A 25,821-nucleotide genomic window follows, 5' to 3' on the forward strand; every position below is an offset into this window, starting at 1 on the left:
CATGAAAATTAAACTAAAAAAAACATATCTATATTTTTGTTTGGCGGCTACCACAGCGCTGGGCAGCTGTGCAAAAGATTTCTTAGATAAAAATCCAACTGATAAAATACCTGAATCAACTTTTTGGAAAACCCAGGCGGATGCAGACCTTGCACTATCGGGCGTATATGAATTCTTATGTAGGGGATATAACTCTACATCTTCTTCCAATGCCCGGGGGGGCTGGGGTGGGGCCAGCATGTTCTGGGATGGCTTGTCCGATGATGCATTCATATCCAGCACATCCAATAATTTTAATACGATTTCTAGAGGTGGATTGACCTCAACGACAGGCGGTATGCAGGCGGAAGGTTATGAGATCTCCTATCAAGCAATCGCAGCCTGTAATAAATTGATTGCCAATATAGACCGTATCACCAGCATGAGCCAGCAGGATCGGGATCGCTATAAAGCCGAAACCCGTTTCATTCGCGCGCATTATTATTTTTTACTGACCAATCTCTACGGTGATGTGCCACTGACACTTGAGCCCCTGGGTTTGGATGATGCCAGCGCTAGACTGGGAAGGACTGAAAAAAGCAAAGTTTTAGAAGCTGTTTTAGCCGATCTTGATTATGCCATTGAAAAGTTGCCAAATACCGCGTATAAAGGACATGCTGTCAGAGGTGCTGCACTCGGTTATAAAGCAAAAGTATTATTGACAAATAAAAAATGGACTGAAGCTGCCGCAGTGGCAAAGATGGTGATGGATGAAAACAAATTTTCGATCTATCAAGGCGGCTATCGGGATTTATTTAGAAAACCTGGCCAAAATAGTAATCCTGAAATTATGTTTTCAGCGCGTTTTTTACCACCTAATATGTATAGCCCCGCAGATATGATGTACTCCTATTTAATGACGGTACAACCGCTGGGGTATCTGGTTGATTCTTATTATTGTATTGATGGCAAAGATATTAGTACTTCTGCCAAATATGACGCGAAAAATCCTTATGAAAATCGTGATCCCCGATTGAAGGCAACTATTATCTATCAGGGGGTATGGCGTGGAACAACAGCTTCTTCTGCCTTTGATCCTGTGGCGGCGGATGTTAAGGGAGGCTTCTTGCCCAGGAAATATATCAATGAAGCCAAATGGCCAACCAGCTACGCTACACAAAGTGATCAAGATTGGGTATTTCTTCGTTACGCGGATATTCTGCTGATGTATGCAGAAGCAAAAAACGAAAGTGCTGGACCTGAGCAAACAGCCGTAGATGCATTGAATCAGGTACGATCCCGTGCAGATGTGAAAATGCCTTTGCTGCAATTTAGTTCCGGATTGACAAAAGAAGAATTTCGCGCTATTATCCGTCACGAGCGACGTGTTGAATTGGCGCTGGAAGGACAGCGTTACTTTGATCTAAAGCGTTGGGGACTTATAAAACAAGTCATGGACAAAACCAAAGATCCCGATGGTGCAATGCGCTTATTTGCTGAGCGGGATACCTTATGGCCTGTACCACAGTCCGAAGTAGATATTGCTAAAAGTTTGGGAAATGATAAATTTACGCAGACAAAAGGTTTCTAAAATATAACCATTATAGGCATGAAAACTAAACTCAAGATGTATAAAATATTATTCCTGATACTCCTGATCTCAGGAATATCCAGTAGCGCATCAATGGCGCAAGAAAATAAACTACCTGATAGTCTACGGATGAAATGGTGGGAGGAAGCCAGATTTGGGATGTTTATCCATTGGGGTGTATATGCACAATTTGGCGGTGTCTATCGTGGTCATGAACAGGCTCGGGGTGGAGCGGAATGGATTATGAACCGTTCAAAAATCCCTGTTGACCAATATCAGGCTATGGCAGGCCAATTTAATCCTGTACAATATAACCCCGATGAATGGGTGCGGATGGCAAAGGATGCCGGTATGAAATACCTCATTATTACGGCCAAACATCATGATGGTTTTGCGCTATTCGAGACAAAAACCAGCAAATGGAATATGGTTGATGCAACTCCCTATGGTAAAGATCTGTTAAAGCCTTTGGCCGCAGCTTGTAAAAAGTATGGAATCAAATTAGGATTCTATTATTCGCAAGCGCAGGACTGGAATAATCCCGGAGGTTCGGCCGCCCGAAAACTCATGCGCGAAGGCTGGCCTAATCCGGATTCAGCCAAAATAGATGCCTATACTTTAGCACATAAAGGCCATTGGGACCCAAAGCAAGAAACTGCGAGTTTTGACGACTATATCAAAAATGTAGCTGTACCACAGGTGAAAGAACTTTTGAGTAATTATGGTGATATTTCCGTCTTGTGGTGGGATACGCCAACAAATATGACCGATGAAGCGGCGAGCATGTTACAGGAACAACTGCGCCTGCAACCCAATATTATTACCAATGACCGCTTGAAAAGACCAAATTTTCCGGGTGATACAAAGACGCCTGAACAGAAAATCCCAGATTGGAGCGAATTGGAAGGGAAGCATTGGGAAACTTGTATGACTATGAACGGAACCTGGGGCTTTCGTACGTCTGACCAGAAATGGAAGCCGGCAGAAATATTGATCCGTAATTTGGTTGATATCGCATCAAAAGGCGGGAATTATTTGCTCAATGTCGGCCCGAAACCCGATGGAAGCTTTCCGCAGGAAAGCATAGATAGGTTGGCGACGATAGGCAAGTGGATGAAAATAAACAGTGAAGCAATTTACGCAACCAAAAGCAGTCCGCTGCAACCTTTTGAGTGGGGAAGATGCACAATGAAGGAACAGGGCGACAAGACCCTGCTTTACCTGACCATATTTGATTGGCCTCAAGATGGAACGATCGTTCTTCCAATAAAAAATAAAGTTTTAAAAGCCAGTTTTTTAGCGAATGGTAAAACGCTTAAAGTGAAATCGCAGTCTGATGCGATCAAAATTGAGGTTGCCAAACAGGCAATTGATCCTGTCGCAACTGTGATCAAAATTGAGTTGGCTGGAAAACTAGAAAAAGAGAAGACCGCCACAGCAAAGAAAATGAAAACCGGAGCCTTGGATGAATAACCCAGATCTAAAGATTAAGAAAAGAGAAGCATATTAATGATAACAGAAAATAAATTTTATAAGATACTGACACTGCTATTGGGATTTGGCACCTTACAACTCCAAGCGCAGGAATCAAGACGCGTTGACCAAGAATGGGACTTTCTGAAGAGTGATCTCGGAGGGATTTGGGAGGCTGTACGACCGGTCGGAGCTGGTAATCCGGAATCCGTTCCCCTATGGCAAACAGTTAGTTTGCCTCATTGTTATAATGCTTTAGATGCTGTTGATCCAGCTGTCAATTATTATCAGGGCCCAGGTTGGTATAGAAAGACATTAACCATTGAAAATCCCTATCCAAATGGTCGTACATTGCTTCATTTTGAAGGTGCAGGACAAAAGTCTACGGTTTATATCCATACGCAAAAGGTTGGGGAACATGTCGGTGGCTATGACGAATGGACAGTAGATATTACTGAGGCTGTCGAACAGTTTAAAAAAACGGAAGCCTATAAAACACAGTTTAAAGGGAAGATACCGCTTTCAATTCGGGTAGATAATTCGCGTGACCTCGAAATGATTCCTTCGGATCTATCCGATTTTAACCTATATGGTGGCATCTACCGCCATCTGAATTTAAAATATGTACCACAGACAGCCTTAGAAAAAGTCTTTGTTAGCCCTACAGTGGATGCAGATGGAAAACAGGGGGTATTGCAAATCCGTGGTCGGCTATTAACACCATCCAACAGCTCAAATTTTGATGTCGAAACACAGCTTTATGACCCTTCGGGTAAATTGCTACTGAGTCAGACACCAGTTGTTCGTTCGGTGGAAGGATCTCTTGACTTTGGAAAATTAACGGTTAAAAAACCAGTATTGTGGAGCCCTGATCATCCCGCTTTGTATCGTTTGGTAACCATTGTCAAAAGCAATGGACAGACATGTAAAGAAGAGAGCCTTTTTGGTTTCCGGCATGTAGAATTTAAAGATAATGGCCCCTTTTTATTAAACGGAAAAAGACTTTTGCTTCGGGGCACGCATCGTCATGAAGATCATGCTGCTGTAGGCGCGGCAATGACAGATGCACAGATTTTACAGGAAATGACGATGATGAAAGAGATGGGCGTCAATTTTATTCGGTTGGGGCATTACCAGCAAAGCCGCAGGGTGCTCGAAGCCTGTGATAGTCTTGGTATTTTGGTTTGGGAGGAAATCCCTTGGTGCCGGGGTGGCTTGGGTGGTGAAATCTATCAGCAACAAGGGAAACGGATGCTGACAAATATGATTGAGCAGCACTATAATCACCCTTCGATCATTATTTGGGGGCTCGGTAATGAAAATGATTGGCCCGGCGATTTCCCCGAATTCGACAAAGAGAAAATCAGGACATTTATGCGTGAATTGCACGTCCTTTCCCACCAATTGGATCCCAGTCGAAAAACAGCCATACGACGTTGTGACTTTTGTAAAGATATTGTGGATGTGTATTCACCCTCTATCTGGGCTGGTTGGTATCGTGGAGTGTATACAGACTATAAAACGGCCTCGGCAGAGGAAATGAAAAAGGTTAGACATTTTCTTCATGTGGAATGGGGCGGAGATAGCCATGCTCGCCGCCATGCCGAGGATCCGGATCGGGCACTAGCCAAAATAGAAGGTGATGGTGCCACCGATGAACGGGCTGGCGATGCATCTCTCGTGGGGGGGGCTGCAAGAGTTTCCAAAGATGGTGACTGGAGTGAAAGCTATATCTGTAATTTGATCGATTGGCACCTCAAGGAGCAAGAAACCATGCCTTGGCTTACGGGTACCGCATATTGGCCCTTTAAAGATTTTTCGACACCTGTTCGGCCGGATAATCCAATTCCCTACGTCAACCAGAAAGGTGTCGTCGAACGCGATTTTACGAAGAAGGAGTCCTATTATGTGTTTCAGTCGTATTGGACTTCAAAACCCATGTTGCATATCTACGGACACTCTTGGCCTGTTCGTTGGGGGGAGCCAGATGAAGCAAAGATGGTCAAAGTATATTCTAATGCAAAGGCGGTCGAACTATTTGTTAATGGCGAAAGTCAGGGGATAAAGAAAAGAAATAGCCAAGATTTTCCTGCTGCCGGATTGCGTTGGATGGTGAAGTTACGTGAGGGAAAAAATCAGATCAAAGCTATTACCAAAAATGGTAAGGAGCTTATAACAGATCAAATTGAGCAGGTGTATCAGACACAGCGTTGGGGCAAACCTGCGAAATTACAGGTTGAAGAAATTGCACGGGAAGATGATATCATAACCGTACAAGCCAAGGTATTGGATAAAGATGGTATTCTTTGTCTGGATGCCAAAAACTGGATCTATTTTGATGCTACAGGAGATGGTGAGCTGATCATTGATCAGGGAACATCCATAGGGGCGAGAAAAGTACAGGCATACAATGGAAGAGCCTTGATACGGCTTCGCTTATCCGCGGGAAAAGCAGTTGTGTCCGGACGGATGGACGAATCAAAAAGTACGTTGTTGACAATTGAAAAATAGTGAGATGTTAAAATTAAACACTAATTTGAGCTTTTTTCTTTTGCTCGGAATCATGGCCATTGCTACCTGTGGTCATGCACAACATAAACAAAAGAAGCGCCAACTGTGGTACGATAAACCTGCTGCATATTGGGAGGAGGCACTACCATTGGGTAACGGTACGACAGGAGCAATGGTCTTTGGCGGGGTGAGCAGGGATCGTTTTCAGATTAATGATAATACCCTGTGGTCGGGCGAACCTGAGGCTGGAAACAATCCCAATGGTCCGAAAATTTTACCATTGGTACGTGAAGCTGTTTTAGCTGGGAAATATGAAGAGGCTGCTGTGCTCTGGAAGAAAATGCAAGGCCCTTATTCAGCACGTTATTTACCCATGGGTGATCTGTGGCTGGATTTTCATCAAGACGAGAAGGAGGTAAATGCTTACCGGCGGGATTTGGATTTGGAGGGGGCGGTAAGTACGGTAAGTTATTTGTATCAAGGTGTCCAATATCAAAGAGAAAGCTTTGTCAGTTATCCGGACAAAGCTTTGGTCATTCGCTTAAAAGCAAATAAAGCTAAATCGATCACTTTGGATCTGTCCATGACCAGTAAACTGAAAAGTACCGTTTCAGCACTCGGCAACGATGTACTAAGCCTTGTGGGCAAAGCCCCCAGTTTTGTGGCCAATCGGGATTACGAACCTAAACAGGTGGTTTACGATAGCATTGAGGGAAAGGGGATGACTTTCGAAATGCGTGTTAACGTACAGGCAAAAGGAGGGAAGGTCCAGCAAGAAAAGGATAAGCTTCGTATCATTGGTGCTGATGAGGTGCTATTATTACTGACAGAAGCGACCAGTTTTAATGGTTTCGACAAATCGCCGAGCCAAGCTGGAAAAGATGTAAAGGCGACAGTTAGCAGTTTAATGAAACAGGTCGCGGTAAAAAGCTTTACAACACTGCTCGCTGATCATCAGAAGGATTATAGATCGCTATTTAACAGGGTAGATTTTGAACTGGCTGGAACTTCAACACATGTGGATTTACCTACGGATCAGCGGATTATGCAATTTTCAAAAGGCCCTACAGATCTGGATTTACTGACTTTGTATTATCATTTTGGACGTTACTTGCTGATCGCTAGTTCGAGACAAGGGGGAAGACCAGCCAATTTGCAAGGCATCTGGAATGATCATGTACAGCCGCCTTGGGGAAGTAATTACACCACGAATATCAATACCGAAATGAATTATTGGCTGGCGGAAAATACCAACCTGTCCGAATGCCATCAGCCCCTATTTGATTTTATGGAGGAACTGGCCGTCAATGGAGCGAAAACTGCTGCCGTAAATTACAACATAAAGGAAGGCTGGGTAGTTCACCATAATTCGGACTTGTGGGCTAAGACCTCTCCTCCGGGAGGGTATGACTGGGACCCTAAAGGTATGCCACGATGGTCTGCGTGGCCAATGGCCGCTGCTTGGTTCAGCACACATCTGTGGGAGCATTATCGCTTTACAGGAGATAAATCTTTTCTCCAAACTAAAGCCTATCCACTGATGAAGGGGGCGGCTCAGTTTATGTTGCATTGGCTGATCGCTGATCCTGATAACAAATATTTGATAACAAATCCTTCCACATCGCCTGAAAATACAATTAAAATAGCAGGAAAGGAATATCAATTGACCATGGCATCGACGATGGATATGGCCATTATTCGCGAGTTATTTACTGCGGTTATTCGCTCTTGCGATGTACTGCAGATCGACCCTGAGTTTAAGTCGATATTGGAACAGGCGCGTGCAAAATTATATCCCTATCAGGTTGGACAATATGGTCAACTGCAAGAATGGTTTCAAGATTGGGATGATCCCAAAGATCAGCATCGGCATATTTCGCATCTTTTTGGCCTCTATCCGGGCAACCAGATTAGCGTTACAGAAAATAGTGAATTGGCCGCTGCAGCAAAAAAATCACTGCTTTTGCGCGGTGATGTGAGCACAGGTTGGTCCATGGCATGGAAAACAAATTGGTGGGCAAGATTACAGGATGGAAACCACGCTTATAAAATTCTTAAGGATGCGTTGAACTTTATTGATCCCAAACTGGATCGCGCTCAGATGAGCGGAGGTGGTGCTTATCCGAACTTATTTGATGCACATCCCCCTTTTCAGATCGACGGCAATTTTGGCGCAACAGCTGGAATGACTGAAATGCTTTTGCAAAGTCACGATGGTGCTATTCATCTGTTGCCAGCGCTGCCCGATGAGTGGTCAACAGGGCATATCAAGGGAATTAAAGCAAGAGGAAACTTTACGGTAGACATCGATTGGAAGGATAATAAATTGCAAGAGGCACGCATCGTTTCCAATATAGGTGGAATATGCAAGTTGCGGACCTCTATGCCAGTGAAAGTAATTGGAACAAATGGGAATAAAGCCAATGGGGCTGAAAATGAATTGCTATACAAACCAAGTTCATTAGAATACCATATCCTTGACCGCGAAAAATTATCGCCTTTATCAACCAAAGAAACTTTTGAAATTGAATTTCAAACAGTCAAGGGCAAGGAGTACCGAATTATCCCGATATAGCTTATATAAATCTAAGGAAATGAATTTAAAATCAATCTTCAGACTAGCTTGCACATGTATTGGGATTGTGCTGCTCCCCCTATTCGCTGAGGCCAATGAACCCAATGGATCTTTCAAGAGTAAAATCATGACGGTTTTGCGTCCTATTATAAAAAAGCAATCAAAATGGGCCATGAAGCAAAAGCCTTTGACTGTGACGGCTTACCCTGCAGTTCGAAGTAGTGGTGGTATCCATGACTTTTACTCGGAAGGCGACTATTGGTGGCCAGATCCAATGGATGCGGGCGGCCCCTATGTCCAACGGGATGGTATGAGCAATCCAGCCAACTTTGTTGACCATCGAAAAGCCATGATCCGTTTTAGCCGAATTATCGGCGCCCTAGCTTCGGCCTACCGTTTGAATCCGGATAAAAAATATGTGCAGCAGGCGTTGGTTCATTTGCAAGCTTGGTTTGTCGACTCGGAGACGATGATGAATCCAAATCTGCTGTATGCCCAAGCTGTACAAGGTCGATTTACAGGTCGCGGTATAGGCATTATTGATACCATTCATTTAATGGAAGTGGCGCAGGGTGTCAAAGTGCTCGAAAATGACCCAAATTTTCCACAGTCGACCAAAAGTGCCATACATCGTTGGTTTGCGACATATCTGCGCTGGTTGACAGAACACCAATATGGTAAAGATGAAATGGATGCAGCAAACAATCATGGCACCTGTTGGGTGATGCAGGTCGCATCCTTTGCCAGTCTAGTGCAGGATACGGCTTTGCTCAAGATGTGTGCTGAACGCTACCAGCAAATTTTATTACCCAATCAGATGGAAAAAGATGGTAGCTTTCCGCGGGAGCTCCAACGGACCAAGCCTTTTGGCTATTCCCTCTTTAACCTTGATGCGATGACCATGATTTGCCATATCCTGTCTACAACAAATGAACCGTTGTGGCAATATACGTTACCCGATGGACGTACCATCAAAAAAGGAGTGGATTTTGTGATACCTTATATCAGTGATAAGAACAAATGGCCTTATCAAAAAGACGTGATGTATTGGGAGCAATGGCCTGTCGCCCAACCTGCTCTTGTCTTTGCTGCAAATGCTTACCAAGATAGTACCTATTTGCAACTTTGGGCTAAGCTGGATCATAACCCCAAGGAGGAAGAGGTCATTCGCAACTTGCCTATCCGTAATCCTTTAATATGGTTGTAATGCAGGGATAATAATTTTATTCCGGCGTGTAAATCTTACCGATTAACCTTTTACTTAAACAAACCTAAATGTAATATCATGTTCAATATGAATACACTGCTATCAAAATATATTGATGTTTCGAATCGTTTTATCCGAAAAAGACGATTTATCATTTCGATACTGGGCTTGACAACTATCCTTTGTGGCATTCAGGAAACAAAAGCGCAGAGCGCAAAGCAATTGAAAAAAGCCTGGGATCTTGCGGATCGACAGTCGCAGCTGCTCTACAAGGAACTGCAGGTGCTAAAAAAAGTTGATTCCACATTAGCTTCCCCACGTACGCTTTCCGAAAATAACGAGCTGGTGGCCGTTAAACGAGGCGATTGGACAAGTGGTTTTTACCCCGGGGTTTTATGGTATTTATATGAAAAATCCGGAAAACAAAAATGGAAAGAACTGGCGGACGAATTGACAAGCTCAATAGAAGACGAACAATATAATGGGAAGACCCATGATATGGGTTTTAAAATCTTTTGTAGTGTTGGTAACGGTTATCGCCTTACGGCCAATACACATTATCGGGATGTTATAATCCAGTCCGCTAAAACTTTGGCAACACGATTTAACCCCAAGGTCGGATGCATCCGTTCCTGGGATCATAATAGCCACCGTTGGGATTTTCCGGTCATTATTGATAATATGCTCAATCTGGAATTGCTTTTTGAAGCAACAAAATTGACCGGGGACTCTAGCTATTATCATATCGCTGTAAGTCATGCAAACACAACGATGAAAAATCATTTTCGGTCGGATTATAGTACCTATCATGTTATTGACTATAATCCTGCAACAGGTGAAGTCCAGCACAAAAATACACATCAAGGGTTTAGTGATGAGTCTACCTGGGCTCGGGGAGAAGCATGGGCACTCTATGGTTATACCATGTGCTATCGTGAGACCGGTGATCCAAAATACCTGCAGCAAGCTGAAAAGGTCGCGCATTGGCTTTTTGGCCATCCACGTATGCCCAAGGATTTAATCCCTTATTGGGATTTCGATGCACCTCATATTCCGAATGAACCGAGGGATGTTTCAGCTGCCACCGTGATCGCGTCGGGACTATTGGAGCTGAGTACATTTAGCAATCAGGGGAAAGACTATTTGAGCAAAGCGCGGACAATAATGTCTAATCTGATTGACCACTACATGTCCCCTCCAAATAAAAATAAAGGGTTTATATTACTGCATAGTACCGGGTCAAAACCCTCCAATACCGAAGTAGATAAGCCATTAAGTTATGCCGATTACTATTTTTTGGAAGCCCTGCTTCGGGAGGAAAGTTTGCGTTCGGGACGGGCACAGTCTAGCCTGGTTCGAAAAGACCCCGAAGGTAAACTTATTTATTTTCCGGATGATAAGGGAAATATGGTACCTGATTTCAGTCGGGTTGGTTATCACCAAGGAAATCGACCGCTCCCAGCTGTTGGCAGCACTATTTCATTGCATCCTACAGCAGATGGAACTGATCAGCAGATGATACAACGTGCCATCGATGAAATCTCAAACAAACCCCTTGATAAAAACGGATATAGAGGGGCGATAACGCTGAAAAAAGGAATTTACAATATACCCGGCAGTCTACTGATCAAATCGAGTGGTATCGTATTGAGAGGAGAAGGGGATGATGAAGGTGAAACGCTATTGCGTGCCACAGGAAAGCAACAGCGTAGCCTATTGAAAATTTCAGGTGATGGTAACTATGTCGAAGACCAGGCTAAAGGACATGTGGTTCAGTCAATATATATCCCCGTCGGAAGTAAGTATGTCGTTGTGGACGACAGTCGCGATTTTCAGAAAGGGGCATCAATACTTCTTTCTTATGAACTCAATGCGGCCTGGATTAAAGCAGTTAAAATGGACCAAATTATAGCAAGGGAAGGAACAAAACAATGGACAACCAAAGAATATAAATTGAAATTTGAACGTGTTATCGCAGCCATTAGCGGAGATACGTTGTTTTTGGATAATCCGGTCGTTATGGCCATAGATCCGCAGTTTGGTAAAGTATCGGTCGTACCTTTTAAGTTTCCGGGACGTATTCAGGAAGTAGGGGTTGAAAATCTACGTTTTGAATCCGAATTTACCAATGAAACGGACGAAAATCATGGCTGGATAGCCGTTGAGCTTGATAAAGTTGAAAATGCCTGGGTGCGCAACGTTACAGCTCGCTATTTCGGCTATGCGGCAGTAAGCTTGGGACCCTTAGCAAAACAGACAACAGTCATCAGGTCAAAATGTCTTGATGCTAAATCTCAAATTACAGGGGGGCGTCGGTACTCTTTCAATAACAATGGACAGCTCAACCTGTTTACGCAATTATATACCACAGAAGGAAGGCATGATTACGTCACTGGGGCGAGAACATTGGGGCCAAATGTATTTAGTATGTCTGCTGCAACGGATACGCACGCGGATATTGGTCCACATCATCGTTGGGCTGTAGGTACCTTGTACGATCAGATTACGACCGATGGCGAAATTAATGTTCAGGACCGGGGCAACTGGGGAAGTGGGCACGGTTGGGCCGGAGTTACACAGGTATTATGGAATTGCAAAGTCCGGGGAGCGGCGGTACAGCGACCCTGGGCATCAGGACAAAATTTTGCAATAGGAGTAAGCGGCGAAAAAATCCCCGGAAGATTTAAAGATAGGCCCATTGGATTTTGGGAAAATCAAAACAAAAAAATGCAGATTGAGTCGCTTTATGAGCAACAATTAAACGATAGGTTAAATAAATAACTATTGGTGCTTTATAAAATGGAATGATTATTTTTAGCCTATCCATTTCAATTATATTCCTTATGATGCCATTGCGTATTTATATACTCTGGGTTTTTAGTTCACTGATTACCTTTTCTATTTCTCATGCACAGGAAAAGAACTATCGTTTTTTACATCTGGATGTAAACGAAGGTTTATCGCAAGGGAGTGTTTTTGCTATTGAACAGGACCACTTGGGATTTATGTGGATCGGCACCCGTGACGGCCTGAATAAATATGATGGCCGCAAGTTTACAATTTATAGAAGCAATCCGCAGGATAGTCTTTCTTTAGAGCATAATTTTATACAGGCGATCACTGAAGACAAAAAAAAACGACTTTGGGTAGGTACAACAGGCGGCCTTAACTTATACAATCGTGATGCAGATAATTTTGCGCGGATCTCCTTGCCCGTAGTAGAGAGCAACAGTGGGAAGATAGAAGTAAATGTGCATCAGATTTTTCAGGATTCTAAAGACCTAATTTGGGTCGCAACAAATGTTGGATTATATCGGATAAAAGAAGGAGCTCATTTGGAAGCTGAGCTTGTTTTTAATGAGATTACGGTAGAAGGGAGCAATGGGCGTTCGTATTTTAGGAATTTTAGAACAATCTACGAAGACGGGAAGAAAAGATTATGGTTATGCACAGATGATGCAATTGTACTCATGCAGTCAGCTTCTAGAGGCGGCAATAGGTTGAAAGTGTTACGCACCTATTTCAATCAGAAAGGATTGATTAATAAAGTAAATCAGCGATTTCAGGCTGTACTGGAATTTGCTCCCGGAGTCTTTTGGGTGGGAACAAAATATAATGGAATAAAAATAATCAATGAAAATACGGGCGAAGTATCTTCCCTAATGGGTCATGATAGCCAGACTGCAAATTTAGCAAACCAAGATGTCCGTTCACTAAAGAAGGCTGATGATGGCAGCATATGGATTGGAACATTCAACGGTCTCTATCTGTATCGAAATGGAAAGTTATTATTTATACAGGCTGACGATAATAATCCCAATAGTTTAAGTAACAACTCTATTCGACCAATTTTTCAGGATAAAAGAGGTTCTATTTGGATCGGGACCTATTTTGGCGGAATTAATATCTATGATAAGGATATACCTAATTTTCAAAATTTTACCCATCAGTCCCGAAGAAATAGCTTGAGCTATAATGTTGTCAGTGCTTTTTTGGAGAATCCGAATGGAGAACTAGTCATAGGCACAGAAGGTGGTGGATTGAATTATTTTAACCGATATAATGGTTCATTTTTTAATGAAAGACACGATAAAAATAATGCTGGAAGCTTAAGCCATAACAATGTGAAATCTATCTGTCGCGATCGGGAGGGAAATTTATGGGTCGGTACCTATGATGGTGGATTAAATTTGAGACGCAAGGGGCAGCAGGTATACGAACATTTTCGTTTTGATCCAAATGCGGCAAATGGGCTAGCTAACAATAATGTCTATGCGCTGTTGGAAGATCGCCAGGGCGATATTTGGATCGGAACATTTGGTGGCGGTTTGCAGGTACAGCGGAAAAATCAAAAATCCGGTTATTTCCAGACCTTCAACGTCGCCGGTAAACAGTTGAGCTCAAATATGGTCAGAGCACTCATGGAGGATTCCAGCGGTAATTTATGGATCGGCACTTCTAATGGACTAAATCTTAAAATAGCAGGTACCGATAAATTCATATCGTTTTTGAATCACAAAAATGACTCCCTTTCGATTAGTGGTAATGATATTATTAGTATTCATGAAGATAGAAAAGGACAAATCTGGATTGGAACCTATATGGGAGGTTTAAATCGGTATCTACCCGAAAAGAAAGCCTTTAAGCGTTTCAATAAACAGAATGGTCTACCGATAAATAATGTTTTTGGTATTTTGAGCGATCTTAAAAACAAATTATGGTTGAGTACCAATACTGGGATTACCTGTTTCGATCCGCAAGCGGGGAGTGTTAGAAGTTATACAAAAGTGGATGGCTTGCCGGGGAATGAGTATATTCAAAATGCAGCCACGATACTGCGCAACGGAAAATTCGCTTTCGGTAGTTTTTCCGGCTTTACCCTGTTCAATCCCGATAGTCTGAGTGTGAATAGTTATGTGCCGCCGATACAGTTTACTGATCTCAAATTGTTTAACCGTACTGTCAGACCTGACGTGGATGGCGTAATCGCCAAGGATATTTCCATGATTGATGAATTGGTGCTGGATCATAATCAGAATGTATTTAGCTTAGAATTCAGCGTGTTGAATTATGTCCATCCCGAAAAAAACCAATATGCCTATTATTTAAAAGGTTTTGATCAGGATTGGAATTACGTAACAAATCCGGTAGCAACCTACACGAATTTAGATCCGGGCAATTATGAACTCTGGATAAAAGGATCTAATAACGATGGTATTTGGAATGATAAGCCACGGGTATTAAAAATAAGGATTCTCCCTGCGCCATGGAAAACATGGTGGGCCTATACCGGTTATTTTTTGATTTTAGGGTTTGTTGTATTTTTGATTATTCGTTTTTTTCATGGTCGAAATAAACTAAGACGCGACCTTTTGATTAGGAAGCTCGCTTCAGAAAAACAAGAAGAATTGCACGAAGCTAAACTGAATTTCTTTACAAATATCTCACATGAGTTCCGTACACCTTTGTCATTGATTATAGGTCCCTTGAACCAGTTGAAAACGGATCATTCCCTATCGGAGTACGCAAAAGAACATTTGGGATATGCCACACGGAATGCTGACCGCTTAATGAATCTGGTTAACCAGCTGCTTGATTTTCGAAAACAGGAAGGTGGAAAAATGAAACTGAATTATCAGAAAGTCCTGGTCGCCGAATACCTTAAAAATGTTTTATTAAACTTCCATTTTATCGCAGAAAAGAATAATATCCAGTTTTTTCTCGAAAATAATATCCCCGTCGATTACAGGACAACGCTGGATCCTGAACAGTTTGAAAAAGTACTTGTCAATCTAATCTACAATGCCTTTAAATTTACAGATAAGGGGGGACGGATAAAAGTACAAAGCGAATTGCAGGATGTTGGAGGTGATACCAGACTACTTATTTCCGTATGGGATTCCGGTAGAGGGATTCCGGCAAAAGATATTCCCCATGTATTCGAACAATTTTACCAGGCAAATACCGACAGAATCGTCGCCACCAGCAGTGGCATTGGACTTGCATTGTCACGATCCATCATCCATTTACATGGGGGCTTGTTAACTGTTGAAAGTAATATGGCAAAAGAAGCTCTGGCGTACAATACTGTTTTCCGGATTAGTCTGCCACAGCAGAATTTGAGTATGGATACCTCAAGTACCACGGATCTTTTAACAGATATGGCTGAATCCGACGTGACCGTACACACGGATCAACAGGTGGATGATCACGACAAAAACGATATCGAGGCGGAGCACATAGCGGATGAAAAACCGGTTATTCTCGTTGCCGAAGATAATGTGGAACTCAGATGTTTCCTTTCTGAAAATTTACGCAAGAAATATGTGGTTTTAGAGGCCAATGACGGAAATGAGGCGCTGGCATTAGTTCATACGAGGCAACCTGACATTATTATTTCTGATGTAACGATGCCCAATTGCGATGGGATAACATTGTTGCAGCAAATAAAAAATGATAATAGCACAAACCACATCCCTGTTATTTTATTGACTGCCCGAACGGCAGATCCTTATATTACTGAAGCCTTTGAAGTTGGTACCGACGATTATATTACCAAACCATTTAGTATGCCACACCTGATTCAGAAAATAGCCAACATTATACAGACAAGAAAACGTTTGGAAGAAAAGTTTGTGCAGAATTATCTGCTGGGAGGCCAGGGAACAGAGACAACCGAAAGAACGCGTTTTTTGGATCAGGTATTGGGTATCGTGGAGGAAAACCTGGGCTGTGAAAACTTCGGTGTACAGGAATTGACGAAGGCAATAGGGGTGAGCCGATCCGTTTTATACCGCAAAATAAAACAGCAAACTGGTCTCAATCTGGTCGAATTTATCAATATGGTCCGTCTAAAAAAGGCCGCCCACATATTAGTACACAACAGCGAACTGAGTATCAGTGAAGTTGCCTATCAAGTCGGTTTCAATGATCCAAAATATTTTAGTAAGACCTTTAAGAAATTCTATAAAGAAAGCCCGCGTACGTACATCGAGAAATTGAATGTGAAAGAAAATTAAGAGAAATTGTATCGCATAAAAAAAGGTTTTCAAACGGGGAGAATGAAAACCTTCAATAACCAATTATAAACCTAAATTATGATGATACAAAGATAACTGTTTTTAAACTTATTCCAAAAATAAAATAGCACCCTTATCGGAATGTGTGGCTTAAAATCTACAATGTAGTTTTATCTGTTTATATTACAGCCTATTCGTTTTAGCTAACTTACTAATGAAAAGAAGAGTGAGCAAGCCCAGTACCGCAAATAAAGCATAGCCCAGTCCGATTTCAAGCTGAGACGAAGGGTTGACCAAGCTGACAGTGCCATAACTTAAGGAGGATGTGACCAGGTAGGTAATTCCACCGACTAATCCGCCTGCAATCCCCGCCGACAAGGGGAATCTGCCCAGACAATAACTGAAATAGTTGTTAAATATAAATCCGGCTGTACAATGGATGGCAAACGCAAAGAATGTCAAGGTATATAAATTTGCTATATAGGGAGAGACCACAATCATGACTAACACCAAGATGATCTGAATAAAATTTGCCATTCGCAATTTAGGGAGGAGGGCTCTTTTGATCAATGCTTTTCCAATAAAGCCTCCACACATCCAGGCCAATCCCATGATAAGCGATATGTACCCCGTCGTGATTGCCCCGTAACCCAATTGGTGCTCGATGAAAAATGGACCACTAAGGTTATAAAACATAACAAGTCCATAAGATATCCCGCACATCAATACGCCGAACGTGAAGTCATTTGTCTTTAACATCATTTTAAATTCGCCGATAAGATAGCTGATGTGCAATGGTTTTCTTTGTTTGATCGTCTCTCCGGAGAAGATCAATTCCAGCACAAAAAGGATAGCGCTATAAACGGCAAGAACCATAAAATTAGACCGCCATCCAAACTGTGTTTGCAGGTATCCGCCAATAAAAGGAGCAATAATAGGTCCGATCGACCAGACGATGGTCATAATACTGAGGTAATGTTTGCGCTGCTCTCCTTCATACACATCCACAAAGTAGGCCCGTTTCGAAATCACAACGAACGCAGACAGAATTCCTTGGAGAATACGCATACCGTAAATGACCCAGATATCATGTGTAGTTGCGGTTATCCAAAAACTAAGGACAAAGAGAAACAGTGAAATCAGATTAATTTTATATCGTCCCCAGGCATCTACAAGTGCGCCAGTGAAGAATTGTGCGACACCATAACTGATTAGAAACAATGAAAGCGTTAACTGGATGTGACCTTCGCTGAGACCGAGTTCCAGAGCCATTTGTGGCATCGAAGGTAGATAGATGTCGGTAGCAAGCCCTGTTATGGGAACAAGTGCAAAAGCCAGTATCGTCGGAATAAAAGATTGGCGGGGTTTAGCGTTTTTTTTCATCTTGATAATTTGTCGACAAAAATAATTCCATTGATGGAAACAAAATATATAGAATTCAAACAAATTATTGTGAAAATCAAACAGCCTGTGCGGCAAACTTCCAGGATAGCAATGCTGGCAATGGCCAACATTGCTATATATGCGTTTTAATAGCCTGGATTCTGCTCAAGGATGGTCTTTCCGACCAGATCGATTTCTGTTTGTGGAATCGGGAAAAGATGCATATAATCTTTGGGTGATAACGTGACTTTCTGAGCGATTTGTGAGGAAGGATTGTAATTACGTTCTTCGACCTTCATCACTGCCGTCATTTTTCCTTTACGGACCAAATCGTACCAGCGTTCGCATTCAAAGGCTAGCTCGATCTGTCGTTCATCGAGCAATGCGGTAACAAATTGGTCTTTTTGCGTCAGCTGATCAATGCTGTAGTTATGATTTTGATTTCCGAATGCCCTTTGACGTATTTTATTGAGTTGTGTTATTGCATCGCCAAGTTTGCCGTTTTCATTCAGCGCTTCTGCATACAGTAAAATGATATCGGCCAATCGAAGAATGGGAAGATCCAATCCCGCTGCCAATGCCGTGTGTTTGACAATAAATTTGGAGGCATATGGAAAATAGATGGCATTTTGTCCACCTGATACTGCGGAAAAATAATTTGATTCAATCGTTTTGCGAAGACGTTTATCATCAGTCTGAATCTTTTTATGTAGACTCCAGGAAGGGAGTGCAACCTCAGAACCACGGGACACCAAATTATAAATTCCGCCATTAGGAACAAATGCTGTAGACAGGTCTTGACCGTTGGTACCGTCCGTATAGCCAATGCTGAAAAGAACCTCACTATTGTTCTCATTTTCCAGTGACCACAACTGATTATAATCAGCGACCAGCGTATAATTATCTCCATAACTGGTGAAAAATTGTCGCAACACTGTCTCAGCGTTCGTCCAGTCTTTTTTTGCCACATATACTTTGCCAAGCAGTGCAAGAGCTGCTTCCTTACTTGCCCGATTTCTGGATAAAGCGGATTTTAACGGAAGTTTTTCAATCGCATCGTTCAGGTCCTGAATAATTTGATCGTAAATTGCTTCCGTAGCACTTCTTTTGTATTGTCTGGCTTCGTCAATCGACAATGCTGTAAGTACTTTAGGAACAGCACCAAAAGTTCGGACCAGATCAAAATAAAATAAAGCCCGCATAAACTTAGCTTCGCCCAGATGTTGATTTTTTTTGCTCACGGTATAATCTTTAGGTTTGTCTATATTCGAAATTACGGCATTGGCCCTAAAAATTCCCGCATAGCTTTCCTGCCAGAAAGTGGTCAGGATAGGGTTGGTTGGAGAGATGGCCAATGCATCTATTTCAGGAATACCCGCAAAACCGGTATTGGTTGATCCATATAAATTATCGGAACAAAGCTCCAGCAACTGATAATCATTTGGCTTCCGGCTTTGCATTTTAGCATAAATACCGAGGACGGCTTTTTCCATATCGTTGGCATCATTGTAATAATTGATGTCTGTCAGTGATGATGGTGGAATTGTGTTCAATAATTCATCCGTGCAGCTGCCGAACAGCAAACTTGAAGCCAGTAGCAGGGTTGTTGTGTTTAATTTCATGATAGGCACACATTAATAATTAAAAACTGAGATTTAATCCAAAGGTGTACACACGGCTTATGGGTTCAGAGCCCACATTATAACCGGGCGTGCTGCTGATACCACCGACTTCACCACCCGTATAACCTTCAGGATTGTAGGCGTGAAAACCTTTTTTTGTCAACAAGAAAGCATTGTTTACCGAGGTAAATAGCCGAAGACTCTTTATGCCCATTTTTGAAGATAAATCTGTCGGGAAAGTGTACCCAAAATTGATATTACGTAAAGCCAAAAAGGAGGCATCTTCGATGTAAAGGTCCGAATTGGCGTTAAAGCTTAGTTGGCTCAGAGACAAGGCTGGAGTATGGCCATCGCCAGGGTCTTGTGGCGACCACCAAGAGCCGGCAACCAGCGATTTTCTCATATTCCCCAATACAGAACCCTGATAAAACTGATTCTCGAAATTGTACATTTTTGATCCGATTACGGCCTGCAGGGTGAAAGAAAGATCGAAGTTGCGGTAAGAAAATGTATTGGTCATCCCCCAGTAACTTTTAGGCATAAAGTTACCAAGGATGCTGCGGTCGTCAGCTGTTATTTTACCATCTTTATTGATATCTTCATAAATGGGATTACCAAGCTTTTCGCCCGTCAGTTTCGGTAAACTGTTTAGTTGTTCCTCACTCTGGAAAACGCCAATATGTTTATATCCGTAGTAGGAAAACATCGGCTCGCCCACGCGAAGGAGCCAGTTCATACCATAGGAAATGGACGTCATCCTTTCATTGACACCGCCCAGATTAATCACTTTGTTGCGGTTGATGGAGAAGTTGAAATTTGTGTTCCACTTCAATTTGCCAATGAGATTTTTGCTGTTCAGATCAAATTCGAAACCTTTGTTTTCGATTTCGCCAATATTGGATAGAGAGCTGGTAAAGCCGGTTGTACCGGGGATGGAGACTTGGTAGAGCAGGTTTTTTGTACGTTTACGGTAGTAGTCGGCGGTGATCGAAAGTCGATTTGTCCAAAACGACAGGTCAATGCCAAGGTCAAACTCATTGGTTTTTTCCCAGCTTAGTTTATTATTGCCAAAACTGCTTTGTGCTAGCCAGTTCTGTGTTTGATCATTTACCGTATATAATCCGCCAGTGACCAGGCCTAAATAAGCGAAATCGCCAATGTTCATATTGCCTGAATTTCCTAGGCTTGCACGCAATTTAAAGTCTGAGATCAGATCTTGGTCCAGCATAAAGTTTTCTTTGCTAATGCGCCAGGCCGCGGAGGCTGAGGGAAACAGCCCCCATTTGTTATCGGGTCCAAACCGCGACGAACCGTCGGTACGGATGGACGCAGAGAGTAAGTATTTTTCTTTATAAGCGTAATTTGCACGTCCAAAATAAGAAATCATTCCCCAGACGGATTTTAAGGTATTGCTTCCGTTGGGATTGATCAAGGCATTATTTAATGTTTCAATTATATTGTTGTTGAATGTTCCGTTGACGGCCAGCAAATTGATATTTCGGCTTGTAGCTTTTTGGTAAGAAGCGCCTGCCATTAAAGAAACATCATGATGTTGAGCAAACGTCCTGTTATAATTTAACGTGTTTTCATTGAGCAGCGTGATGATGCGGGAATCTGCGGCATTGCCCGAGGAAAGTCCGGTATTGGATGCCCAAGAAGCCTGAAACTTATCCGTATTGTTGTAAAACATATTTGCATTCAGGGTCGTTTTAAATGTCAGGCCATCGAGGATTTTGTAGACGGCATAGATATTGCCCAATGCACTGAGTGTCTGTCCCTGATTATTGGTTCCCATCAAGATTCCCATTGGGTTGGCTTGTGAGGATACGTTGAAGCCCCAATAATCACGTGCTTTAGGGTAGCTTCCATCCGGATTTTGGATCGCAACAAAAGGTGGGTATTTATTGTAGGAGTCCATTGTCAACGGGGAGGTGCGAGCTGACTGATAGGTTGGGTTGAGCATTGCACCGATCTGGAACCGTTCGTTGATCTTCGTATCTACGGAAGCCCGCATGCCATAACTCTTGAAAAAGGTGTTTAACAGCGTTCCCTGCTGGTCTTTATAAACTGCAGAGAGGTAATATTTAGTCTGTTCAGTACCCCCGGTTACAGAAAGATCATAACTTTGAAAAGGCGCATTTTTGGTTACTGCATTTTGCCAGTTGACGTCGTTACCATTCAGTATGTCCGGATTCACCTGGTAGCCTGCCGGGCGGCGTGAGTCCCCCCACAGTGGGAGGCTGGTATCGCCACCTACATAAAAGTATTCCCGATTCTGATATTTAATAATGGTTTCATAATACTCTTGGCTGCTCATAAAATCGTCATGTAGGATAGGTTGTGACCATCCCGCCAGGACATTTGCACGTACAACGGGCTTGCCCGCTTTCCCTGTTCTTGTGGTAATGATGATGACCCCACCAGAGGCTCGTGACCCATATATTGATGCCGCTGATGCATCTTTCAATACTTCGATGGATTCAATATCATTTGCATTGATATTGGACCAGCTCGCCCCGGGGAATCCGTCAACCACCAGAAGCGGATCATTTCCAGCAGAAATTGAGCCTATACCACGAATCCGTATGACGGGAGCGGCACCAGGGGTACTTCGGGTCTGCGAGATATTTAATCCTGGTAATCTAGCCTGAAGTGCGGTCTCCGGCCGTGCGCTTGGAACCTGGTCCAAATTTTTATTTTCAATTTTTGACACCGAGGCGGTTAGCGAGCTTTTTTTGATCGAACCATAGCCAATGACAACGGTTTCCTCCAACTGGGTTGCCGCCTTGACTAGGGGGATAATAAGCGTTGGGGTACTGGTCAGGGCTACCCGATAGCTATCATATCCCACGGAGGTGATGGTCAGGGAATCCCCCGGTGATGCCAAGAGCTTAAATTTTCCTTCGTTATCTGTTGAGGTGTACTTTCCGCTGGAGGTTCTTATGGTAGCTCCAGCTAGTCCAACATTAAGCTGCTTATCCTTGACCAAACCATCGTAGGTTATTGCTTGTTGGGCTACTGAAAACAGCGGGCTGGCGCCACATGTTGCGCAGAGCAAAAGGCAGGAGATATTGGTTAATTTTGCCATAATTTAGTTTGTAAAGTAGTACGCAGTAAGTTATCTTAGACCTAAGAAATTTTGTACGAATGCATCGTCGTTTAGTTCTGGATAATCGCTGTACACACGGTCGATTTCCTCTTTTTGCCCCGGCGATAGTTGTTCCTTTGGATTGATACACCAAGTACCTTTCATCAAGCCCTGACGCGTAAGGACTTCATGGAGCCCCGGTATACAGCCGTGAAAAGCATTTGCCGGATCAAAAAATGCAGCATTGCTGTCGGTTATTGCAATGGCTTTGCTTAATAGGTGACTTGCTGTCTGATTATCAGGATTGCATTTGTAAGCCTTAATTTCATCCAGAAGTGTTACTGCTTTTTGCGTCCACACGGCCCAATGACCCAGTAAGCCTCCTTTAAAATCAATCTCAACAATCTTCCCGTTCACTGGAAATTGATAAGTGGTCATTAGGTCATTGACAATATTGTCATCATTGCCTGTATACATGGCGATTTGATCACTACGATTTGAATTTGCGAGCGCACGCATGACATCCAGTGTTTGGTAGCGATTGAAAGAAGCACATTTGATAGCAACAACATTTTCTATCGCAACAAACTCCTGCCAAAAGGAATAGGAAAAAATACGTCCGCCCACCGAGGGTTGGAGATAGAATCCAAATACCGGAATGATAGCGGCAATTGCACGTACCCGATCAAGTATAGCCTTTTCTGTCCATCCGTTGAGCCCGCCCATACTTAATAAGCCAATATCATAGCCATATATAAGTGCTGTGTTTGCCTCCTGTATCGCTTGCTCGGTAGGTCCGCAGATGCCCGCAATCTTAAGAAAGGGGCGTTGAAGCTGCGCCTTGTCCACCTCTTCGCTGGCCCATTTTAAAACAGTTTCGAATAGGTTGATTTTTGGATCACGAATTTCGAACTGGGTGGAATGTACGGCGACGGCAATTCCTCCAGCTCCGCTTGCGATGTAATATTTTGTCAAAAGGCGTTGAGACTCTTCATCTATGCTGCGGTCTTCATGAAGAGCCAGGGGATGGGCGGGGATGACCGTTCCTGCCTGGAGATGTTGTTGTAAATTAGCGTCTAATTTTTTCATTGGAATAATTGTTTTTCTTTAGAATTTCCCTTTTCTTTCTTGAAAATGGGTGTCTTTGTTCCAGAGCTCACCGCCGTTCATTAACCAGTGTGCCGTAATAGCAATGGCTTCCCGGATGGTCGTTTTTGGATAGCCAAATAGGCGGTGACATTCAGAGGCATTGTTGAGCAGGGCTGTTCCTGCAGCTTGGTTTATAAATACCGGTGTACTGTTGAAATGTTCGCCAAATCGCTCAGCAATCCAACGTATAGATAGGATTTCAGGACCGGTCACATTCAATATTTTTGCAGGAGTCTGGCAGTGCAATAGGGATCTTAAAGCAATTTCATTCGCGTCCCCTTGCCAGATTACATTCACGTTTTCGGTTGTCAGGTCTATGGGCAATTGCTCCTTGACAGCTTTTGCTATTTCAACCAATACACCATAGCGAAAATCGACAGCGTAGTTTAGTCTATAGATAAGGGTCGGTGTATGGTTTTTCTTGGCAAAATATTCGAAAATGCGCTCTCGGCCCAAGCAGGATTGTGCGTACTCACCCACAGGTTCTGGTGTAGTTTCTTCGGATGCTCCGGCACGATTGATGGGCACAAAAGGAAGTACATTACCCGATGAAAAGGCGACAATATTGGATTTTTCGAAATGGGAGGCAACCATTCCGGGGAGGTAGGTGTTCATCGCCCAGGTGAAGTCCTCATTTCCCGTTGTGCCAAATTTATGCCCGGCCAGGTAAATAACATTGCGGACCTGCGGAAGCTCCTTGAGCTGATTGGGATCCAATAGGTCGCAGGCAATAGTCGAGACACCGATATCTTCTAATTCCTGCTGTAATTCTGTCGTTGAAAAGCGCGATACGCCAATAACCTTTTTTTTAATGCCAGCAGCCTCAATCGCCCGAATAGCCAATTTAGCCATGCTTGGCCCCATTTTTCCGCCGATTCCTAAGAATAGGATGTCTCCCTGGATTTTTTTTATGTCTTCAATGAGCTCCGCCGATGGCGCGAGTATCTGTTGCTCTAATGCTGCTAAAGTGTTGTTATCCATAGCTGATTTATTTGATTAAATTGTAAAAATTACTGATAGCGAGGGCGACGAGCAATACAAGTCCCAGGACGGTCCACAATTTCGTCAATGGTTTGTTTCGGAGATCGCCCATGATCTCCTGATCGTTGGCGATGAGAAATAGGATAATACCAATAAAAGGGACAAGGAAAATGGTGATACTTTGTGCAAAAACAATTAGTTCCAAGGGTAGGTTTCCGAAGATAAGGGCAATGACAGAACCAAAAATCATAACCATGGAAATGAACAGCTTGACTTTCGGATGGTTCAGGTTATTGCCATAACCAAAGGTATCACCGAGTAATGATCCGCCGAGGACGGCGTTTCCAATTAAGGACGAAAAAGAGGCTCCAAACAGTCCGACGAAAAAGAGGTGCGAAGCATAAGTTCCCAAAAGTGGCTCCAGCGCACGACCCATTTCAGCAGCCGAACGCAGTTTGATGCCCTGAGGATGGAGTGTGTTCGCCGCACATACCATTACGGCGGCACTCATAATGCCCAGGATAATGATACCGATCCGGCTTCCCATGAGCTGCCTTTGGGTCGTCTGCTGGTCGCCGGATAATTTGCGCCGGGATTGTACGAGATAGCTCTGATAGAAAGCGCCCACAATGGAAAAACAGGAAGCCGTAAAAGCAATGATCAGGCCGACTGAGCCAGGTGGGATACTTGGTGCAAATCCTTTAAGAAAGTCGCCTACAGGGGTCTCAATCATAATCGCTGTTGAAAGAAAGGCAAAGAGCATAAGAATAATCAATGCCAGCATTAATTTTTCCAGCAGTGCGTAGAATGATTTAAAGAAGAGTAGCAGAATACCGATCACATTGAACACAATAATCCAAATTTGCGGATTTGTTCCTGTTGCCTCCGAAATGGAAATGGATACCCCGGTGGCGTTGCCCGATTGGAAGCAGGTGGCGACGAGAAAAATACCGATGCCAATAACAATGGATATTGTCTTCCCGAATTTATTTCGGATTAAAGTGAGGAGGGATTCGTCACGGGCAATGCCGATACGTGCCGCCATATTGGTGAAAACTGTCATAAAACAGATGGCGACAACGACGACCCAAAGGAGTGAAAAACCGTAATCGGCGCCCATTTTTGATGTAATGGTCATTTTACTTGGACCGAAAACCAGAGCCGCAGTAATGACACCCGGTCCCAGGATGGATAACCAGTTCTTGAATAAGGAGCGTTTGGGAGCTTGTTGCTGTTCCATAAA

13 protein-coding genes are annotated in these 25,821 nt (G+C 43.1%); 7 read left to right on the plus strand and 6 right to left on the minus strand.

What is annotated here, in order from left to right; all coding sequences use genetic code 11:
* Position 1 precedes the first annotated feature (1 nt).
* The 7 genes from DCO56_RS07470 (at position 2) to DCO56_RS07500 (ending at position 16,355) form a co-directional block, all read left to right on the plus strand.
* On the plus strand, positions 2-1,570 hold the full coding sequence (locus tag DCO56_RS07470; RefSeq protein WP_108633135.1) for a RagB/SusD family nutrient uptake outer membrane protein: 1,569 nt from the start codon (positions 2-4) through the stop codon (positions 1,568-1,570).
* 18 nt (positions 1,571-1,588) lie between these two features.
* Positions 1,589-3,043 carry an alpha-L-fucosidase gene (locus tag DCO56_RS07475; protein ID WP_245935791.1) on the plus strand — a complete coding sequence of 485 codons (1,455 nt, stop codon included), beginning with the start codon at positions 1,589-1,591 and terminating at the stop codon, positions 3,041-3,043.
* Between the two features lie 36 nt (positions 3,044-3,079).
* Positions 3,080-5,554: a glycoside hydrolase family 2 TIM barrel-domain containing protein gene (locus DCO56_RS07480; RefSeq protein WP_108633137.1), complete on the plus strand. Its 2,475-nt coding sequence runs from the start codon at positions 3,080-3,082 to the stop codon at positions 5,552-5,554.
* 4 nt (positions 5,555-5,558) lie between these two features.
* Positions 5,559-8,129, plus strand: coding sequence for a glycoside hydrolase family 95 protein (locus tag DCO56_RS07485; RefSeq protein ID WP_219929341.1), 2,571 nt, complete (start codon positions 5,559-5,561; stop codon positions 8,127-8,129).
* 19 nt (positions 8,130-8,148) lie between these two features.
* Positions 8,149-9,336, plus strand: coding sequence for an alginate lyase family protein (locus DCO56_RS07490; protein ID WP_108633138.1), 1,188 nt, complete (start codon positions 8,149-8,151; stop codon positions 9,334-9,336).
* 87 nt (positions 9,337-9,423) lie between these two features.
* On the plus strand, positions 9,424-12,117 hold the full coding sequence (locus DCO56_RS07495; RefSeq protein WP_108633703.1) for a glycoside hydrolase family 88 protein: 2,694 nt from the start codon (positions 9,424-9,426) through the stop codon (positions 12,115-12,117).
* A gap of 62 nt (positions 12,118-12,179) precedes the next feature.
* Entirely contained in the window at positions 12,180-16,355 is a 4,176-nt protein-coding gene (locus DCO56_RS07500) for a hybrid sensor histidine kinase/response regulator transcription factor (protein ID WP_181390492.1), read from the plus strand.
* Positions 16,356-16,538: 183 nt separating this feature from the next.
* Here the strand turns inward: DCO56_RS07500 and DCO56_RS07505 are convergent, their stop codons facing one another.
* The 6 genes from DCO56_RS07505 to DCO56_RS07530 all read right to left on the minus strand — a co-directional run bounded on the left by DCO56_RS07505 (position 16,539) and on the right by DCO56_RS07530 (position 25,818).
* Positions 16,539-17,738 (minus strand): MFS transporter, encoded by a 1,200-nt coding sequence (locus DCO56_RS07505; RefSeq protein WP_108633140.1) that lies wholly within the window; start codon positions 17,736-17,738, stop codon positions 16,539-16,541.
* 146 nt (positions 17,739-17,884) lie between these two features.
* Positions 17,885-19,360 carry a RagB/SusD family nutrient uptake outer membrane protein gene (locus tag DCO56_RS07510; RefSeq protein ID WP_108633141.1) on the minus strand — a complete coding sequence of 492 codons (1,476 nt, stop codon included), beginning with the start codon at positions 19,358-19,360 and terminating at the stop codon, positions 17,885-17,887.
* Positions 19,361-19,379: 19 nt separating this feature from the next.
* A complete protein-coding gene (locus DCO56_RS07515) occupies positions 19,380-22,448 on the minus strand; it encodes a SusC/RagA family TonB-linked outer membrane protein (RefSeq protein WP_108633142.1) in 3,069 nt (1,022 codons plus the stop codon).
* Between the two features lie 30 nt (positions 22,449-22,478).
* Positions 22,479-23,537 (minus strand): dihydrodipicolinate synthase family protein, encoded by a 1,059-nt coding sequence (locus DCO56_RS07520; RefSeq protein ID WP_108633143.1) that lies wholly within the window; start codon positions 23,535-23,537, stop codon positions 22,479-22,481.
* 18 nt (positions 23,538-23,555) lie between these two features.
* On the minus strand, positions 23,556-24,578 hold the full coding sequence (locus tag DCO56_RS07525) for an NAD-dependent epimerase/dehydratase family protein (protein ID WP_108633144.1): 1,023 nt from the start codon (positions 24,576-24,578) through the stop codon (positions 23,556-23,558).
* Between the two features lie 7 nt (positions 24,579-24,585).
* Positions 24,586-25,818, minus strand: a complete 1,233-nt coding sequence (locus DCO56_RS07530) for an Nramp family divalent metal transporter (RefSeq protein WP_108633145.1) — start codon at positions 25,816-25,818, stop codon at positions 24,586-24,588.
* Between the last annotated feature and the right edge of the window lie 3 nt (positions 25,819-25,821).

Origin of the sequence: Sphingobacterium athyrii, assembly GCF_003071065.1 — a bacterium.
In the GTDB taxonomy this organism is placed as follows: domain Bacteria; phylum Bacteroidota; class Bacteroidia; order Sphingobacteriales; family Sphingobacteriaceae; genus Sphingobacterium; species Sphingobacterium athyrii.

Bases quoted from the DNA above. Each gene is read 5' to 3' on its own strand.
- DCO56_RS07470 (WP_108633135.1), top strand. From the start codon at position 2: ATGAAAATTAAACTAAAAAAAACATATCTATATTTTTGTTTGGCGGCT.
- DCO56_RS07475 (WP_245935791.1), top strand. From the start codon at position 1,589: ATGAAAACTAAACTCAAGATGTATAAAATATTATTCCTGATACTCCTG.
- DCO56_RS07480 (WP_108633137.1), top strand. From the start codon at position 3,080: ATGATAACAGAAAATAAATTTTATAAGATACTGACACTGCTATTGGGA.
- DCO56_RS07485 (WP_219929341.1), top strand. From the start codon at position 5,559: ATGTTAAAATTAAACACTAATTTGAGCTTTTTTCTTTTGCTCGGAATC.
- DCO56_RS07490 (WP_108633138.1), top strand. From the start codon at position 8,149: ATGAATTTAAAATCAATCTTCAGACTAGCTTGCACATGTATTGGGATT.
- DCO56_RS07495 (WP_108633703.1), top strand. From the start codon at position 9,424: ATGAATACACTGCTATCAAAATATATTGATGTTTCGAATCGTTTTATC.
- DCO56_RS07500 (WP_181390492.1), top strand. From the start codon at position 12,180: ATGATGCCATTGCGTATTTATATACTCTGGGTTTTTAGTTCACTGATT.
- DCO56_RS07505 (WP_108633140.1), bottom strand. From the start codon at position 17,738: ATGAAAAAAAACGCTAAACCCCGCCAATCTTTTATTCCGACGATACTG.
- DCO56_RS07510 (WP_108633141.1), bottom strand. From the start codon at position 19,360: ATGAAATTAAACACAACAACCCTGCTACTGGCTTCAAGTTTGCTGTTC.
- DCO56_RS07515 (WP_108633142.1), bottom strand. From the start codon at position 22,448: ATGGCAAAATTAACCAATATCTCCTGCCTTTTGCTCTGCGCAACATGT.
- DCO56_RS07520 (WP_108633143.1), bottom strand. From the start codon at position 23,537: ATGAAAAAATTAGACGCTAATTTACAACAACATCTCCAGGCAGGAACG.
- DCO56_RS07525 (WP_108633144.1), bottom strand. From the start codon at position 24,578: ATGGATAACAACACTTTAGCAGCATTAGAGCAACAGATACTCGCGCCA.
- DCO56_RS07530 (WP_108633145.1), bottom strand. From the start codon at position 25,818: ATGGAACAGCAACAAGCTCCCAAACGCTCCTTATTCAAGAACTGGTTA.